Source organism: Streptomyces sp. NPDC049627 (assembly GCF_044465645.1).
In the GTDB taxonomy this organism is placed as follows: domain Bacteria; phylum Actinomycetota; class Actinomycetes; order Streptomycetales; family Streptomycetaceae; genus Streptomyces.
In genome coordinates, this window is record NZ_JBITLW010000002.1 from 225,992 (window position 1) to 240,739 (window position 14,748).

The 14,748-nt window shown below is 69.9% G+C and carries 14 protein-coding genes and 1 tRNA gene; 8 read left to right on the plus strand and 7 right to left on the minus strand.

Going from position 1 to position 14,748, the window contains the following annotated elements:
• The first annotated feature begins 398 nt into the window (after positions 1–398).
• Positions 399–1,676 (plus strand): serine--tRNA ligase, encoded by a 1,278-nt coding sequence (serS, locus tag ACIBU0_RS05995; protein ID WP_398812301.1) that lies wholly within the window; start codon positions 399–401, stop codon positions 1,674–1,676.
• A 29-nt stretch (positions 1,677–1,705) separates the two neighbouring features.
• Positions 1,706–2,509 (plus strand): HAD family hydrolase, encoded by an 804-nt coding sequence (locus ACIBU0_RS06000; RefSeq protein ID WP_398813959.1) that lies wholly within the window; start codon positions 1,706–1,708, stop codon positions 2,507–2,509.
• 255 nt (positions 2,510–2,764) lie between these two features.
• On the opposite strand, the gene ACIBU0_RS06005 is transcribed toward ACIBU0_RS06000, so the two are convergent.
• From ACIBU0_RS06005 to ACIBU0_RS06030, 6 genes are all read right to left on the minus strand, one after another.
• A tRNA-OTHER gene (locus ACIBU0_RS06005) sits at positions 2,765–2,867 on the minus strand.
• Between the two features lie 305 nt (positions 2,868–3,172).
• The gene (locus tag ACIBU0_RS06010) at positions 3,173–3,373 is read right to left on the minus strand and encodes a hypothetical protein (protein WP_398812303.1); all 201 of its coding nucleotides are present in this window, start codon (positions 3,371–3,373) and stop codon (positions 3,173–3,175) included.
• 94 nt (positions 3,374–3,467) lie between these two features.
• The gene (locus ACIBU0_RS06015) at positions 3,468–4,187 is read right to left on the minus strand and encodes an ABC transporter permease subunit (RefSeq protein ID WP_398812306.1); all 720 of its coding nucleotides are present in this window, start codon (positions 4,185–4,187) and stop codon (positions 3,468–3,470) included.
• Positions 4,188–4,197: 10 nt separating this feature from the next.
• On the minus strand, positions 4,198–5,109 hold the full coding sequence (locus ACIBU0_RS06020; RefSeq protein ID WP_398812309.1) for an ABC transporter ATP-binding protein: 912 nt from the start codon (positions 5,107–5,109) through the stop codon (positions 4,198–4,200).
• Positions 5,106–6,032: an ABC transporter permease gene (locus ACIBU0_RS06025; RefSeq protein WP_398812311.1), complete on the minus strand. Its 927-nt coding sequence runs from the start codon at positions 6,030–6,032 to the stop codon at positions 5,106–5,108. The genes ACIBU0_RS06020 and ACIBU0_RS06025 overlap by 4 nt, the downstream gene beginning before the upstream one ends.
• Positions 6,022–7,011, minus strand: a complete 990-nt coding sequence (locus ACIBU0_RS06030; protein WP_398813962.1) for an ABC transporter ATP-binding protein — start codon at positions 7,009–7,011, stop codon at positions 6,022–6,024. The genes ACIBU0_RS06025 and ACIBU0_RS06030 overlap by 11 nt, the downstream gene beginning before the upstream one ends.
• Before the next feature lie 254 nt (positions 7,012–7,265).
• Between ACIBU0_RS06030 and ACIBU0_RS06035 the strand changes: the two genes are divergently transcribed.
• The 6 genes from ACIBU0_RS06035 to ACIBU0_RS06060 all read left to right on the plus strand — a co-directional run bounded on the left by ACIBU0_RS06035 (position 7,266) and on the right by ACIBU0_RS06060 (position 13,577).
• Positions 7,266–8,108, plus strand: coding sequence for a M24 family metallopeptidase (locus ACIBU0_RS06035; RefSeq protein ID WP_398812314.1), 843 nt, complete (start codon positions 7,266–7,268; stop codon positions 8,106–8,108).
• 8 nt (positions 8,109–8,116) lie between these two features.
• On the plus strand, positions 8,117–9,874 hold the full coding sequence (locus ACIBU0_RS06040) for an SDR family oxidoreductase (protein ID WP_398813965.1): 1,758 nt from the start codon (positions 8,117–8,119) through the stop codon (positions 9,872–9,874).
• An 82-nt stretch (positions 9,875–9,956) separates the two neighbouring features.
• Positions 9,957–10,889, plus strand: coding sequence for a MerR family transcriptional regulator (locus tag ACIBU0_RS06045; protein WP_398812317.1), 933 nt, complete (start codon positions 9,957–9,959; stop codon positions 10,887–10,889).
• Positions 10,890–11,034: 145 nt separating this feature from the next.
• On the plus strand, positions 11,035–11,583 hold the full coding sequence (locus ACIBU0_RS06050) for an RNA 2'-phosphotransferase (RefSeq protein ID WP_398813967.1): 549 nt from the start codon (positions 11,035–11,037) through the stop codon (positions 11,581–11,583).
• A gap of 91 nt (positions 11,584–11,674) precedes the next feature.
• Positions 11,675–12,577, plus strand: coding sequence for an LLM class flavin-dependent oxidoreductase (locus ACIBU0_RS06055; protein ID WP_398812319.1), 903 nt, complete (start codon positions 11,675–11,677; stop codon positions 12,575–12,577).
• A 112-nt stretch (positions 12,578–12,689) separates the two neighbouring features.
• Positions 12,690–13,577 (plus strand): Cof-type HAD-IIB family hydrolase, encoded by an 888-nt coding sequence (locus ACIBU0_RS06060; protein WP_398812322.1) that lies wholly within the window; start codon positions 12,690–12,692, stop codon positions 13,575–13,577.
• Positions 13,578–13,602: 25 nt separating this feature from the next.
• On the opposite strand, the gene ACIBU0_RS06065 is transcribed toward ACIBU0_RS06060, so the two are convergent.
• Positions 13,603–14,673: a peptidoglycan DD-metalloendopeptidase family protein gene (locus ACIBU0_RS06065; RefSeq protein ID WP_398812325.1), complete on the minus strand. Its 1,071-nt coding sequence runs from the start codon at positions 14,671–14,673 to the stop codon at positions 13,603–13,605.
• Positions 14,674–14,748 lie beyond the last annotated feature (75 nt).

Below are 14,748 nucleotides of genomic sequence, written 5' to 3' on the forward strand. Positions count from 1 at the left end.
CGTCCACCGCCACGCAAGTCACCCTTCGTCCACTCTTTTCCTTTGAGCAATCCTTTGGGGCGACCTCTTTCCACTCGAAAGCGGGGGTGGCGGAGGGTTTGTCCTGGGAATCCTCGACTTGCTCGGCGCGTTACGGAGTGATCAATTCCGACGTCCACAGTCCATCCACACAGCCTGTGGATAACTCTGCGAGGGCTGGGGATCACTGTGGACAACCGAGTCCCAAGTCCCGTTCCTCGCAAGGGAATCGAGTCAACCGGACGCCGCGGGCCTGCCCCGTCCCGGGGAGTGAGACACTTTTTATTGACACGTTTCGCAATTCACCCATAACGCAACGTAAGCCGCGGTTCGGAATAGTGAGTCGTGGGCTGTCATCCCTCCCCGGTAGCCTTGAGCGCGTGATTGACCTTCGCCTGCTCCGTGAGGACCCCGACCGAGTGCGCGCCTCGCAGCGCGCCCGTGGAGAGGACGTCGCGCTCGTCGACGCCCTCCTGTCTGCCGACGAGCGGCGCAGGTCGTCCGGCGTCCGCTTCGACGAACTCCGTGCCGAGCAGAAGCAGCTCGGCAAGCTCATCCCCAAGGCCGCCGGCGACGAGAAGGCCGAGCTGCTGAAGAAGGCGAGCCAGCTGGCCGCCGACGTCAAGGCGGCCGACGCCGAGCGCGACGCCGCCGACGCCGAGACCCAGGAGCTGCTGCTCCAGCTCGGCAACCTCGTGCACCCCGACGTTCCGGTCGGCGGCGAGGAGGACTTCGTCACGCTGGAGACGCACGGCGAGATCCGTGACTTCGCGGCCGAGGGCTTCGAGCCCAAGGACCACCTGGAGCTCGGCACGCTCCTCGGAGCCATCGACGTCGAGCGCGGCGCGAAGGTCTCCGGCTCCCGCTTCTACTTCCTGACCGGCGTCGGCGCCCTGCTGGAGCTCGCCCTGGTCAACGCGGCGATGACCCAGGCCACGGCGGCCGGCTTCACGCCGATGCTGACCCCGGCGCTGGTCCGTCCCCAGTCGATGGCCGGCACCGGCTTCCTCGGCCAGGCCGCGCAGGACGTCTACCACCTCGACAAGGACGACCTCTACCTGGTCGGCACCTCCGAGGTCCCGCTCGCGGCGTACCACATGGACGAGATCCTCGACGCCGACAAGCTCCCGCTGCGCTACGCGGGCTTCTCGCCCTGCTTCCGCCGCGAGGCCGGCTCGCACGGCAAGGACACGCGGGGCATCTTCCGCGTGCACCAGTTCGACAAGGTCGAGATGTTCTCGTACGTCGCTCCCGAGGACTCGCAGGCCGAGCACCAGCGCCTCCTCGAGTGGGAGAAGCAGTGGCTGACGTCGCTGGAGCTGCCGTTCCGCGTCATCGACGTCGCCTCCGCCGACCTCGGTTCCTCGGCCGCCCGCAAGTTCGACTGCGAGGCGTGGATCCCGACGCAGGGCAAGTACCGCGAGCTGACGTCCACCTCGGACTGCACCGAGTTCCAGTCCCGCCGCCTGTCGATCCGCGTCCGTGACGGCAAGCAGGTCAAGCCGCTGGCGACGCTCAACGGCACGCTGTGCGCCGTCCCGCGCACCATCGTGGCGATCCTGGAGAACCACCAGCAGGCCGACGGTTCCGTCCGGGTTCCCGAGGTGCTGCGCCCGTACCTGGGCGGCCGGGAGGTCCTGGAGCCGGTGGGCAAGTGAGCGAGGCGGCTCCCGAGGCTTCCGGCGAGGTGTCCGGGGGCTTCCCGTACAGGCTGATCGCGACCGACCTCGACGGAACGCTCCTGCGCTCCGACGAGTCGGTCTCGCAGCGCACCCGTGACGCCCTCGCCGCGGCCACCGCGGCGGGCGCCGCGCACATCGTCGTCACGGGCCGGTCGGTCCCCTGGACCCGCCACATCCTCGACGACCTCGGTTACCAGGGTCTCGCCGTCTGCGGCCAGGGCGCCCAGGTGTACGACGCCGGCGAGCACCGCCTGCTGACGTCGGTGACCCTGGACCGCCAGCTGGCCGGCGTGGCGCTGGCCAAGATCGAGGCCGAGGTCGGTCCCCTGTTCCTGGCGGCGAGCCGCGACGGCCTGGACGGCGACGTCCTGGTGGGCCCCGGTTACGCGGTCACGGGCACCCTCCCGGCGACCCCGTTCACGGACGCGGCGGATCTGTGGTCCGCCCCGCTGAACAAGATCTACATACAGCACCCGGACCTGTCGGACGACGAGCTGGCCGAGGCCGCACGCCAGGCCGCCGGCGGCTTCGTCACGGTGGCCATGGCCGGCGAGGGCATCGTGGAACTGCTGCCGCTGGGCTTGTCGAAGGCGACGGGACTCTCCCTGGCAGCCCGGCGGTTGGGCTTGAAGGCGGCGGACACGATCGCCTTCGGCGACATGCCCAACGACATCCCGATGTTCGCCTGGGCGGCGCGGGGCGTGGCCATGGCCAACGCACACGAGGAGCTGAGGGCGGTGGCCGACGAGGTGACGTCTTCCCACGAGGAGGACGGGATCGCGGTCGTTCTGGAGCGTCTGCTGGGTTGAGGCGGGCCGGCGGCCGCGGACCGTGCGTGGCTGGTCGCGCAGTTCCGCGCCCCTTTCAGGCGGGCGCAGTCGCGTTCGCTTCACAGCTGCCTGCCCCAGCCGCGGGCAGTCGTGCCGCTGGGGCGGCTCCCGTCCCACAGAAGGGCGGCAACCCGAAGCGCCGGGTCGCGCGGCCAAGCTCTCAGCCACAGCGCCGGGCCCGTCTCAACGCACCCCAACCCCTGCACTCGGCCAAGCCCCAGTGGCAACGTCTCGCGGAGGATGCACGAATCGAACGTGCGCGGGCTCTCACCCGACCACGGCTCGCTCCTGATGGAACACAGCGCAAACCGGTGCCTTACCACTCGGCCAATCCTCCGGGTGGGCGGCCCACGCGAGAGCGACATCGCGTGCTCGAAGCGGCCGCCCCGGGCAGCTCCCCGTGCGGTGCGGACTCTACGGAGGGGTAGCGATCACTCCGGAGCCCGCCGCGGACTGCCCTGTCGGGAGCTCGACGTACTGCCGTGCATGGACATCGTCGAACTCCTCTCCCTGAACGTGGCGCCGAACTCACCGTTCGGCGGTGTGGACACAACCACTGTGCCTGTAGGCGAAGTTGGACGCCACTGAATAAACAACCCGGTCAGAGAGCCATGCAAGGGCGGGGAGGGCGCTGCACGCCCCTTACCGGCGGCGCCACTTGCGCCGGCGCCCCTTGCTGAAGAACCACCCGGCAGGCGGTTCGTCCGAGCGCCAGGGCTGCGGCTCGGGCGCTTCACGGCGCCAGCGAGCGGCGAGCATGCGGGCCCTGGCAGACGGCTCGGTCATCTCGGCGGACCGTATGAAGTCCTCGTCCAGAACCGGGTCGTCCCAGTCGTCTGCCATCCCCGTCCTCCTAGCCGTACCTCTCCTGACTGTGCGTCCCCTTTTGCCCAGTGTGGACGGGCAGAGGTGAAGTCCCCGTCAGTAAGCGCAGCGTCTACTCCTCACCGGCAAGCGTCAGCGACCGCAGCTTCTGTCCCGCGTACCAGGTGGCCAGCACGGTGACCACCGCCAGCAGCACCGTCGCCGTCGTCAGGCCGACGTCCGAGGTCACCATGTCGCCACCCGCGACCTTCTGCGCCACCGCCAGCGACCACTGCTGGACGCTCAGGGTGCGCGCACCCGCCACCAGCGAACCGAACAGGGCCTCCCAGACGAGCGCGTAGACGAGCCCGAAGACCACCGCATGCCGGGACACCGTGCCGAGCAGCAGGAAGATCGCCGCGTAGGCGATGGAGGCGACCAGCGCGGCCACCGTGTAGGCGACGGCGATCTGCTGGCCGTTGCCGTTGAGGATGTACCCGGCGATGAAGGTGGGCAGCGCCGAGAACACCATCGTCACGGCGATCGCCACGATCAGTTTGGTGAAGATGATCGTCGGCCGTTTCACCGGCTTGGACAGCAGGTACACCACCGAGCCGTCGTCGATCTCCGGCCCGATCGCGCCCGTGCCGGCGATGACGCCGATGATCGGCACCATGGTGGCGAGCGCCAGCCCGCCGAGCAGGTCGGACGCGGTCTGGTCGTCGGCTCCGGCGAGGCCGCGCACCACCACGGAGATCGCGATGAGCAGCAGCGGCAGGGCGCCCAGGATGAGGGCCCGGCGACGGCCGAGCAGGGCCCGGTAGGTGAGCCGGGCGACTGTGGGGTCGTACATCTTCGGCCTCCTACGCCGCGACCAGATACGAGAAGACGGACTCGAGGGACTCGTCGGACGGCGAGACCGTGAGCAGGCGGATGCCGTGATCGCGCGCCACCCGCGGCAGCAGGGCGGTGAAGCGGCCGAAGTCGACGGCCTGGATGTGCAACGCGCCCTCGGCCAGGTCGACCTCGATGCCGGACGTCGACGGGTCGGCGATCAGCGCGGCCGCGAGGGTGCGGTCGTCGCTGGAGCGGACCAGATAGCGGTGCGGGCGATCGGTCATCAGACGGCGGATCTTGCGGAAGTCGCCGCTGGCCGCGTGGCGTCCGGCGACCACGACCTCGATGTGCCAGGCGAGTTGCTCGACCTCTTCGAGGATGTGCGAGGAGAACAGCACGGTGCGGCCCTCGTCGCCCATGCGGCGCAGCAGGTCCATGAGCTGCATGCGCTGGCGGGGGTCCATGCCGTTGAAGGGCTCGTCGAGCAGGAGGAGGGACGGGTCGTGCACCAGGGCGCTCGCCATCTTCACGCGCTGCCGCATGCCCTTGGAGTACGTCGAGATCTTGCGGTCCTGCGCGTACTCCATCTCGACCGTGGCCAGTGCCTTCTGGGCGGCCTTGGCGCCCAGGCCGTGCAACTCGGCGTTGGCGACGACGAATTCGCGGCCGGTGAGGAAGTCGTACATCGCCTCGCGCTCGGGGACGATGCCGATGTGCTGGTAGATGGCCTCGTTGCGCCACACCTGCTGTCCGTCGAGGGTGACGGTGCCGGTGGACGGGGCGAGGAAGCCGCCCATCATGTTGATCAGGGTGGACTTTCCGGCGCCGTTGGGGCCGAGGAGGCCGGTGACGCCGGGGCCGATGGTCATGGTGATGTCGTTGACGGCGACCACGTTGCCGAACCAGCGGGAGACGTGGTCGATCTGGAGCGTGGTCACAGTCCCACCTTCTTGTAGCGGCGCATCAGGAGGCCGTAGCTGGCGGCGATCAGGCCGAGGACGGCGAGGACGTAGACCACGCCCACTCCATTGCTGGGGCCGACCCCGCCCGGGAACGCGGAGCTCGCGCCCAGGAAGGCGGACTGCACTCCGTCGATGAGCGTGACCGGCGAGAACAGGCCGATCCAGGCGATGGCGCCGCTGCTGCCGCCGCCGTCACCGAGGGACTGCGCGTCGGCGATGGCCTGGAGGGTGGAGACGGCGCCGTAGGAGATGGTCATGACGGCGATCACGGCCGCGATGCCGAAGCCGCGGCGCGGCGTGAACGACGCGATGACCAGGCCGATGCCGGCGAAGAGCAGTGAGAGCAGTGCCACGGAGACGAGTCCCTGCGCGAATCCCTTGGTCTGGTCGGCGAAGTCCAGCTTGGCCAGCAGCGCGCCCACATACAGCACGAGCAGCGGGGCCGCGGTGAGGATGAACAGGGCGGAGGCCAGCGCCGCGAACTTCGCGCGGACGTAGTCGGCGGTCTCGATGGGCCGCGAGAAGTACAGCGGTACGGTCTTGAAGCGCAGGTCGCGCGAGACGGACTGGGGTGCCTGCGAGGCGACGTACAGGCTGATCACGGCCTGCATGATGATCGCGTAGCGCGTGTAGTCGACGGGCAGGTCCTTGGCCTTGGTGGCGACCGCGACGGCGACCATGATGGCCGCGGGCACGCACATCACCACGAACAGCAGCATCGGCAGCACCTTGGACTTCACCGAGCGGCCGAGGCCGTAGGCGCCGCGCAGGGACTGCGAGTAGAGGGAACGGGTGGCGTACGCGCGGCCGAGGCGGGGGCCGTCGTAGGAGCGGTAGCCGATGTTGTGGATGCGGGTCTGGTCACCCGACGTCGCCGCTGCGGGGTGCTCAACTGCCATGGCCGACCGCCTCCTTCCGCTGTGCGTCGGTGCTCTGCTCGCTGCCCTGGTCGCCGTCCGTGAAGACCTCGGAGATGTGGTGCCGGCGCTGTTCCATGCGCACCAGGCCGAGGCCGAGGTCGGCGACCACGTCGCGCACCAGGTCGTAGGTCTCGTCGCCCTGCGCGGTGAGCAGCAGGATGTGGCCGGCGCCGGGGAGGCCGCCGCTGCCGTCGAGGACGTCCACCCCGCGCGCGTGGAGCGCGTCACGCACCGCGCGGGTGCCGTCGGGGTGGTCGTCGGTGTCGGTGACCTCGATGGCGAGGGTCGTCGTGGTCTGGGTGAAGTCGGTGGTGGAGCTGGAGCGCAGGAGCTTGCCGCCGTCGATGACGACGACGTGGTCGCAGGTGCGCTCCAACTCGCCCAGCAGGTGGGAGGTGACCAGGACCGAGATGCCGAAGTCGGTGTGGATGCGGCGGATCAGGCCGAGCATCTCGTCGCGGCCGACCGGGTCGAGGCCGTTGGTCGGCTCGTCCAGGAAGACCAGCTGCGGGTCGTGCACGAGGGCCTGCGCGAGCTTCACGCGCTGCTTCATGCCGGTGGAGTAGCCGCCGATGGGGCGGTAGCGCTCCTCGTACAGACCGACGTGGCGCAGTGTGTCCGCGGTGCGCTCGCGCGCGGCGGTGGGCGGCAGGCCGGACATGCGGGCCATGTGCACGACGAACTCGGTGGCCGAGACGTCGGGCGGCAGGCAGTCGTGCTCCGGCATGTAGCCGACGCGCTCACGGATGGCGGCGCCCTTGGTGGCGACATCGAGTCCGAGCACTTCGGCACGGCCCTCGGTGGCGGGGGACAGACCCAGCAGGATCTTGATCAGTGTGGACTTGCCGGCTCCATTGGCTCCGACGAGTCCGGTCACACCGGGCCCGACGTCCACGGAGAGCCGGTCAAGCGCGGTCACCCTGGGGAACCGCTTGCTCAGGCTTTCGGTCGCGATCACAGTCACGCTTCGAAGGTAGTGACGCGCACCACGCCGGTCGTCACCCCGCAGAGCTGTCTTGAAGTCAGACCTCAGGTGTACGGGACCCTAGGGGTCACCCTCAGGTCGAACAACGCCGCCCGGGTTTTCCCCATAGGCACGGTTGTCCACAGGCCGGGGCAGCGCTATTGACGCAACCTCTAACAACTGTCACATTCATCGGTGTCAAGTTACGGGCACGTACCGCAGTCGATGTGGACAGGTGGGGCGGTGGCATGACTTCAGCGGTGACACGCGAACTCTCCGCGCAGTTGCAGGGGTTCAGGACGGTCCAGCGGCTGGCGTACGAGTGCGCCGAGGCCGTCGCGGCGCAGCTGGAGCCGGGCATCACCGAGCGCGAGGCGGCGCGCATGCAGCGCGAGTGGCTGCGGGAGCGCGGGGTGCGGGACTGGTTCCACCTTCCGTTCGCCTGGTTCGGGGACCGCACGGCGTTCGTGAACTTCCGCATCCCGCTGCAGTTCTTCCCCACGAACCGCCGCCTGGAGCCAGGGATGCCGTTCATCCTGGACATGGCCCCTGTGTACGACGGCTGCACGGCCGACATCGGCTACTCGGGCTCGCTCGGCATCAACCCCGTCCAGGACAAGCTGATGGCCGACCTGGCGGCGCACCGGGACCTGATCCTGCGCGAGGTGCGCGAGCGGCGGCCGCTGCGGGAGATCTACGAGGACGTGGACCGGCTCATGGTCCGCCAGGGCTATGCCAACCGGCATCGCGCGTATCCCTTCGGCGTGATCGCGCACAAGGTCGACCGGGTCAAGGAGCGCCGCTGGTCACCGCATGTGTTCGGGTTCGGCACGCAGTCCCTGAAGGGCCTCGTGAGCGACGCGCTGCACGGTCACCGCGAGGGCTGGTCCCCGCTGTGGTCGCCGTACCGCTTCTCCGACCACCCGCCGCAGCCGGGTCTGTGGGCGGTCGAGCCGCATCTGGGCTTTCGGGGCACGGGCGCGAAGTTCGAGGAGATCCTGGTCGTCACCGACTCCGCGGATCCCGAGGAGAGCGCCTTCTGGCTGGACGACGATCTGCCGCATGTGCGGCGCTGGGCGGAGGAGCAGTGACAGTGCCGGTGACTCTTCTGGGCGCGCGTGAGCGCCGGGTGCGGACCGGCGGCGTCGAGCTGTGCGTCGCCGAGCTGGGCGACCCCGGACAGCCGACGGTGATCCTCGTGCACGGATATCCGGACAGCAAGGAGGTGTGGTCCGAGGTCGCGCCACGGCTGGCCGACCGCTTCCATGTCGTGTTGTACGACGTCAGGGGCCACGGCCGGTCCACGGCGCCGAAGCCGCTGCGGGGCGGGTTCACGCTGGAGAAGCTGACGGACGACTTCCTGGCCGTCGCGGACGCGGTCAGCCCTGACCGGCCCGTGCATCTGGTGGGACACGACTGGGGCTCGGTGCAGTCCTGGGAGTTCGCCACCGTCCAGCGCACCGAGGGCCGGATCGCCTCCTTCACCTCGATGTCCGGCCCGTCCCTCGACCATTTCGGCCACTGGATCAACCAGCGCCTCAAGCGCCCCACCCCGCGCGGGGTCGGCCAGCTGCTCGGCCAGGGCGCCAAGTCCTGGTACGTGTATCTGCTGCACACGCCCGCGCTGCCCGAACTGGCCTGGCGCGGCCCCCTGGGCAAGCGCTGGCCCAAGCTGCTGGAGCGCTTCGAGAACGTCCCCGGCGGCGGCTACCCGACCTCGTCGCTGCCGAGGGACGCGGCGCACGGCGCATGGCTGTACCGCGACAACGTCCGGACCCGGCTGCGCCGCCCGCGCACGGACGCGTACGCGCACACGCCCGTGCAGCTCATCACGCCCCTCGGGGACGCGTTTCTGTCCGAGCGGCTCTACGACGAACTGGAGCTGTGGGTGCCGCAGTTGACCCGGCGCACGCTCCCGGCGAAGCACTGGATCCCGCGCACCCGGCCCGACCAACTGGTGTCCTGGATCACGGAGTTCGTGACGTCCGTGGAGGGCGGGCGGCCGGACGGGGTGACGGCGACCGGGAAGTACGCCGACCGCTTCGGCGGGCAGCTCGTCCTGGTCACCGGCGCCGGCAGCGGCATCGGACGGGCGACGGCGTACGCGTTCGCCGAGGCCGGTGCGCGCGTGGTGGCCGTCGACCGGGACGCCGAGGCCGCGGCCCGCACCGCGGAGATGTCCCGGCTGATCGGCGCCCCCGAGGCCTGGGCGGAGACGGTCGACGTCTCCGACGAGCAGGCCATGGAGAAGCTCGCCGAGAAGGTCGCCGGCGAGTACGGCGTGGTGGACGTACTGGTGAACAACGCCGGGATCGGCCTGGGCGGCTCCTTCTTCGACACCACGCCGGAGGACTGGAAGAAGGTCCTCGACGTCAACCTGTGGGGCGTCCTCCACGGCTGCCGGCTCTTCGGGAAGCAGATGGCCGAGCGAGGGCAGGGCGGCCACATCGTCAACACCGCGTCGGCGGCGGCGTACCAGCCGTCCAAGGCGCTGCCCGCCTACAGCACCTCCAAGGCGGCCGTGCTGATGCTGAGCGAGTGCCTGCGCGCGGAGCTGGCCGGCCAGGGCATCGGCGTGAGCGCGATATGCCCCGGCTTCGTCAACACCAACATCACGTCGACGGCGCGCTTCGCCGGGGTCGACGCCGAGGAGGAGAAGCGGCGCCAGAAGAAGTCGGCGCGGCTGTACGGGCTGCGCAACTATCCGCCGGAGAAGGTCGCCGACGCGATCCTGCGGGCGGTGGTGCGTGGTGAGGCCGTGGTTCCGGTGACGCCGGAGGCACGCGGGGCGTATCTCATGTCCAGGTTCACGCCCAGGGCTCTGCGGGCGATCGCACGACTGGAGCCACCGCTGTGAGGATCGGAGGAGGGCGGGCACGGCCTGCGGCACCGGGCACCTTCAGACTGGCCGTACCACAGCGGACCGGGGGCGACCGAGCGTGGACGAGACGTACCGCATAGAAGACCTGGCCCACCTCAGCGGCGCCACCGTCCGCACCATCCGCGCCTACCAGGACCGGGGCCTGCTCCCCCGCCCCGAGCGCCGTGGCCGCGCCAACGTCTACGGGGACGCCCACCTCGTCCGCCTGCGCCAGATCGCCGACCTGCTCGACCGCGGCTACACCCTTGCCTCCATCAAGGAGCTGCTGGAGGCCTGGGACGCCGGCCGCGGCCTCGGTGGGGTGCTGGGGCTGGCCGCCGAGGTGGACGGGCCGTGGACCGACGAGGAAGCGGTACGGATCTCGCGCGCCGAGCTGAGCGAGCGCTTCGGCGGCGCTCCGGACGACGCGGCGGTGGCCGATGCCGTGGAGCTCGGCGTGCTGGAGCCGGTGCCCGGCGACGGGGACTCCTTCCTCGTGCCGAGCCCTCAAGAGCTCGCCGTCGCCGTCGAGTTGCACGCTGCGGGTGTCCCGCTGTCGGCCATCGCCGGTCACCTAAGGGAGTTGAGGGGGCAGGTCGAGCACATCGCCGCCCGTTTCCTGGAGTTCACCACCGAGCACGTCTTCGCCCGCTACCTCGACGGACCGTACCGGCCGACGGACTCCGAAGCGGCCGAGGCGGCCTCCCTCGTACGCCGTCTGCGCCCGCTCGCACAACAGACGGTGGACGCGGAACTCGCCCGGGCCATGCGGTTGTTGGCGGTACGGCAGTTGCGTCAGCACCTGGGGAAGGACGAGGCGCCGGAACTTCGGAATCAGACCCGAAACGTGTCGATTCCGGCGGAAACAATTCAGGCGGTGGAGAACCTGGTTGGCCCGGAGCAGGCCCCGGAGTTCATCGCACTGGCCGCCGAACGCGAAGTGCGGGCGCGCGCCTTGGACCGACTTGCCGCAAGTCACGCCCCGTCCGCTGATCTTGACGAAACTCCTTGAGACGACGCCGCGTTGTCCACAGAATCGCCAATTCCCCTGTGGATAACCGCACTTGGTTGTGGATCAAACATCCGGAGCGAAATCATTCGCGTGATTGGTGCCGCTCCCGCACCCTGAAGGTATGAGCACGAGAGATCACAAGCCGATGGACGAGAGACGCACCGTAAAGGTGTCGAAATACCTCTCGAAGCATCTGCGCCACCAGCCCGAGCGGATCGGGCTCACGCTCGACGAAGGCGGCTGGGTCGAGATCGACACCCTGATCGCCGCGGCGGCGGCCCACGGGTTCCGGTTCACGCGCGAGGAACTCGATCATGTGGTGGCCACGAACGACAAGAAGCGCTTCGCCGTCGAGGGCAACCGCATCCGCGCCAGCCAGGGCCACACCATCGAGGTCGATCTCGGTCTGCCCCCGGCGACGCCACCGCCGTACCTCTACCACGGCACGGTGGCCCGCAATCTGGACGCGATCCGCGCCGAGGGGCTGAAGGCCATGGACCGGCACGACGTGCACCTGTCGCCCGACCGCGAGACCGCGATCCGCGTCGGCTCCCGCCGAGGCCGCCCCGTCGTGCTCTCCGTGGACGCCGCTGCCATGCACCGTGACGGCTACGTCTTCCACGTCAGCGAGAACGGAGTCTGGCTGACCGATTTCGTGCCGCCGCAGTACGTGCGGTTCCCCGAGACGCACTGACCCCTCTCGTGATCCACGTCGCTGCGTGGCCGAGCAGCCGCGTGCGGTGACTGTTTCACGTGAAACCCATTCAGCCGCTTAGGCTCGAGCCATGAGTCTGCGCCTGAGCACCGTGATCCTCCCGTACCGTCGCTGGTCCGAGGGGGGTCGCGCGGCATGGCAGCGCGCGGAGCAGCTCGGCTTCCACGCCGGGTACACCTACGACCACCTGTCCTGGCGCAGCTTCCGGGACGGCCCGTGGTTCGGCGCCGTACCGACACTGACCGCCGCCGCTGCCGTGACCGACCATCTGCGGCTGGGCACCCTCGTGACCTCGCCGAACTTCCGTCATCCGGTGCCGTACGCCAAGGAACTGATCTCCCTCGACGACATCTCCGGCGGCCGGTTGACCCTCGGCGTCGGTGCGGGTGGCTCGGGGTTCGATGCCACCGTGCTCGGTCAGGACCCGTGGTCGCCGCGCGAGCGGGCGGATCGGTTCGCCGAGTTCGTCCAGCTCCTGGACCGGCTGCTGACCGAGGACTCGGTGTCGTACGAGGGCGACTTCTATTCGGCGCACGAGGCGCGGAGCATCCCGGGATGTGTGCAGCGCCCCCGGCTGCCGTTCGCGGTCGCCGCGACCGGGCCGCGCGGACTGCGGCTTGCGGCGCGGTACGGGCAGGCGTGGGTGACCACCGGGGACCCCAAGCTGTACGAGAACGGCACTCCTGAACAGTCGGTTCAAGCCATTCGCGGACAGGCCGAGAAGCTGGCCGACGCCTGTGCCGAGATCGGCCGGGACGTGGCCGGGCTCGACAAGATCCTGCTCACCGGTTTCACCCCGGATCGTGGACGTCCGCTGGAGTCCCTCGACGCCTTCGTGGACTTCGCGGGGCGTCACCAGGAGCTGGGATTCAACGAGATCGTGATCCACTGGCCGATCCCGGACTCGGACTTCGCGGCCGACGAGAAGGTCTTCGAGCAGATCGCCATGGAGGCACCGGCGCAGCTGCGCTGAGCGCGAGCCGCGAGACGGTGCTGGTCAGGGTTCTGTGGACGGTCTCCTCGGGGACGGTTTCTCCTCAGCGACCGCCTCAGATGTGCGGTCCCCCGCACGGCCGTGCGGGCATATGCGGGAGAATGGCCCGGTGACCTCAGCGACTCGACAGCCCCAGACCCCGGCCGCCGCCGTCCGCCCGCGGCTCATCGCCACCGACCTGGACGGCACCCTGCTGCGGGACGACAAGTCGGTCTCGCCGCGCACGGTCGCCGCACTGGCCGCCGCCGAGGAGGCGGGCATCGAGGTGTTCTTCGTCACCGGCCGCCCGGCCCGCTGGATGGACGTCGTCAGCGACCACGTCCACGGTCACGGCCTGGCGATCTGCGGGAACGGCGCCGCGGTGGTCGACCTGCACGGTGGTCCGGGCACCCACCGGTTCGTGAAGGTGCGGGAGCTGGCGCGGGCGAACGCGCGGGACGCCGTACGGCTGCTGCGTGAGGCGGCGCCGGGCACGATGTACGCCGTGGAGCAGACGTACGGCTTCTACCAGGAGCCGGACTATCCCAAGCTGCACATGGAGATACCGGACGATCTCGCACCGGCCGAGGACCTCCTGGCACCCGACGGCCCCGGCGCCGACGAGCCGGTGCTCAAGATCCTCGCCTACCACGCCACCCTCGACCCCGACGCCTTCCTCACTCTCGCCCGCCTCGCCATCGGCGACCGAGCCAACGTCACCCGCTCCAGCCCGAGCGCCCTGCTGGAGATCAGCGGCCCCGGGGTCTCCAAGGCCAGCACGCTCGCCCTGTGCTGCGCCGAGCGCGGTATCTCGCACGAGGAGGTCGTGGCCTTCGGTGACATGCCGAACGACGTGGAGATGCTGACGTGGGCGGGCCAGTCGTACGCGATGGGCAACGCGCACCCCGATGTCATCGCCGCCGCCTCGGGGCGGACGGTCGCCAACAACGACGACGGTGTGGCGGTCGTGATCGAACAGCTGCTGGAGCGGAGGGACTAGCCGGGCTCGCGCCGGGACGGCCGCCCTATCCGAGCGGCACTCCCCGCGCCGCCAGCCAGGGCACCGGATCCACCGCCGAGCCCATCTGCGCGGTGACCCGTGTCTCGAAGTGCAGATGCGGGCCGGTGGAGTTTCCGGTCGTGCCCGACTGGCCGATCCACTGCCCGGTGTCGACCCGTTCGCCCTGGTCGACGGCGACGGCGGCGAGATGGGCGTACTGCGTGTAGTAGCCGTCCGCGTGCCGGAGGACGATTTCCATCCCGAAGGCGCCCCCGCACGACACCTTGACCACGCGTCCGTCCCCCACGGCCCGCACCGGCGTGCCGATCGGCACAGCGAAGTCCTGCCCGGTGTGCCGGTTCGCCCACCGGAGCCCTCCGCTGCCGAACCCCGCGGACAGCTCGTACGACTCCACGGGCGCGACCCACTCGCTCGTGAAGTCCGTCTTCGGCTGGTCGAGCCGGACGGCACCACTGCAGGAACCGGCGGCCACGGACGCTTCGGCCTGCCCCTGCAACTGCCACCGCGCCTGTTCCAGCTTCTGCTCGATGCCCTTCTTCAGTTCGGCAAGTGCGGCGTTGCGCTTCTCCAGGGTCTGCCAGGCCGTCGCGGCCTTGGCCTCGTCCGTGGCGAGCCGCTTCTCGGCGCGTCGGCTCTTCTCGATGGCGTTGCCGACGGCCAGGTTCGTCTGCGAGAAGACATGCTGACCGCGCATCAGCTGCTCCGGGCTCTTCGCGAGGATGATCTGCGCGGTGAGCGGCATCCCACCGCTGGTGCGGTACTGGGCGCGTGCGATCCGGCCCAGGTCCTCGCGCAGGACGCCGATTTCCTTCCGTTCGCGTTCGAGCAGCGCCTCGATCCGCTGTGCTCTGGCCCGCTGAGCCTCCGCCTCCAGCCGCCCGGCCTCGTACCGCTGCGTCGCCCGGGCCGCGTCCGCGTACAACTGCACCACCTGCGCGCTGAGGACGGCGTCGCCATCGGTTCCGGTGTCGTTGTCGCCCGGGGTCCCCTTGCCGTCGGCGGGTCGGGCGGCAAGTGAGGCGAGCACGCACAGCAGCGCCGGAAGCAGCAGGAGACGGCGGCGGTATGAGCGCATGTCAGCGATCGTCGCCCGCGGGAAGGGTCGGGGTCCTGTTCGGGTGGTACGCCTGGGGGACGTGTTGCTGCGGAC

Coding starts and splice junctions, on each gene's coding strand:
- ACIBU0_RS06010 (WP_398812303.1), bottom strand. CDS start 3,373: ATGGCAGACGACTGGGACGACCCGGTTCTGGACGAGGACTTCATACGG.
- ACIBU0_RS06015 (WP_398812306.1), bottom strand. CDS start 4,187: ATGTACGACCCCACAGTCGCCCGGCTCACCTACCGGGCCCTGCTCGGC.
- ACIBU0_RS06025 (WP_398812311.1), bottom strand. CDS start 6,032: ATGGCAGTTGAGCACCCCGCAGCGGCGACGTCGGGTGACCAGACCCGC.
- ACIBU0_RS06035 (WP_398812314.1), top strand. CDS start 7,266: ATGACTTCAGCGGTGACACGCGAACTCTCCGCGCAGTTGCAGGGGTTC.
- ACIBU0_RS06050 (WP_398813967.1), top strand. CDS start 11,035: ATGGACGAGAGACGCACCGTAAAGGTGTCGAAATACCTCTCGAAGCAT.
- ACIBU0_RS06055 (WP_398812319.1), top strand. CDS start 11,675: ATGAGTCTGCGCCTGAGCACCGTGATCCTCCCGTACCGTCGCTGGTCC.
- ACIBU0_RS06060 (WP_398812322.1), top strand. CDS start 12,690: ATGCGGGAGAATGGCCCGGTGACCTCAGCGACTCGACAGCCCCAGACC.
- ACIBU0_RS06065 (WP_398812325.1), bottom strand. CDS start 14,673: ATGCGCTCATACCGCCGCCGTCTCCTGCTGCTTCCGGCGCTGCTGTGC.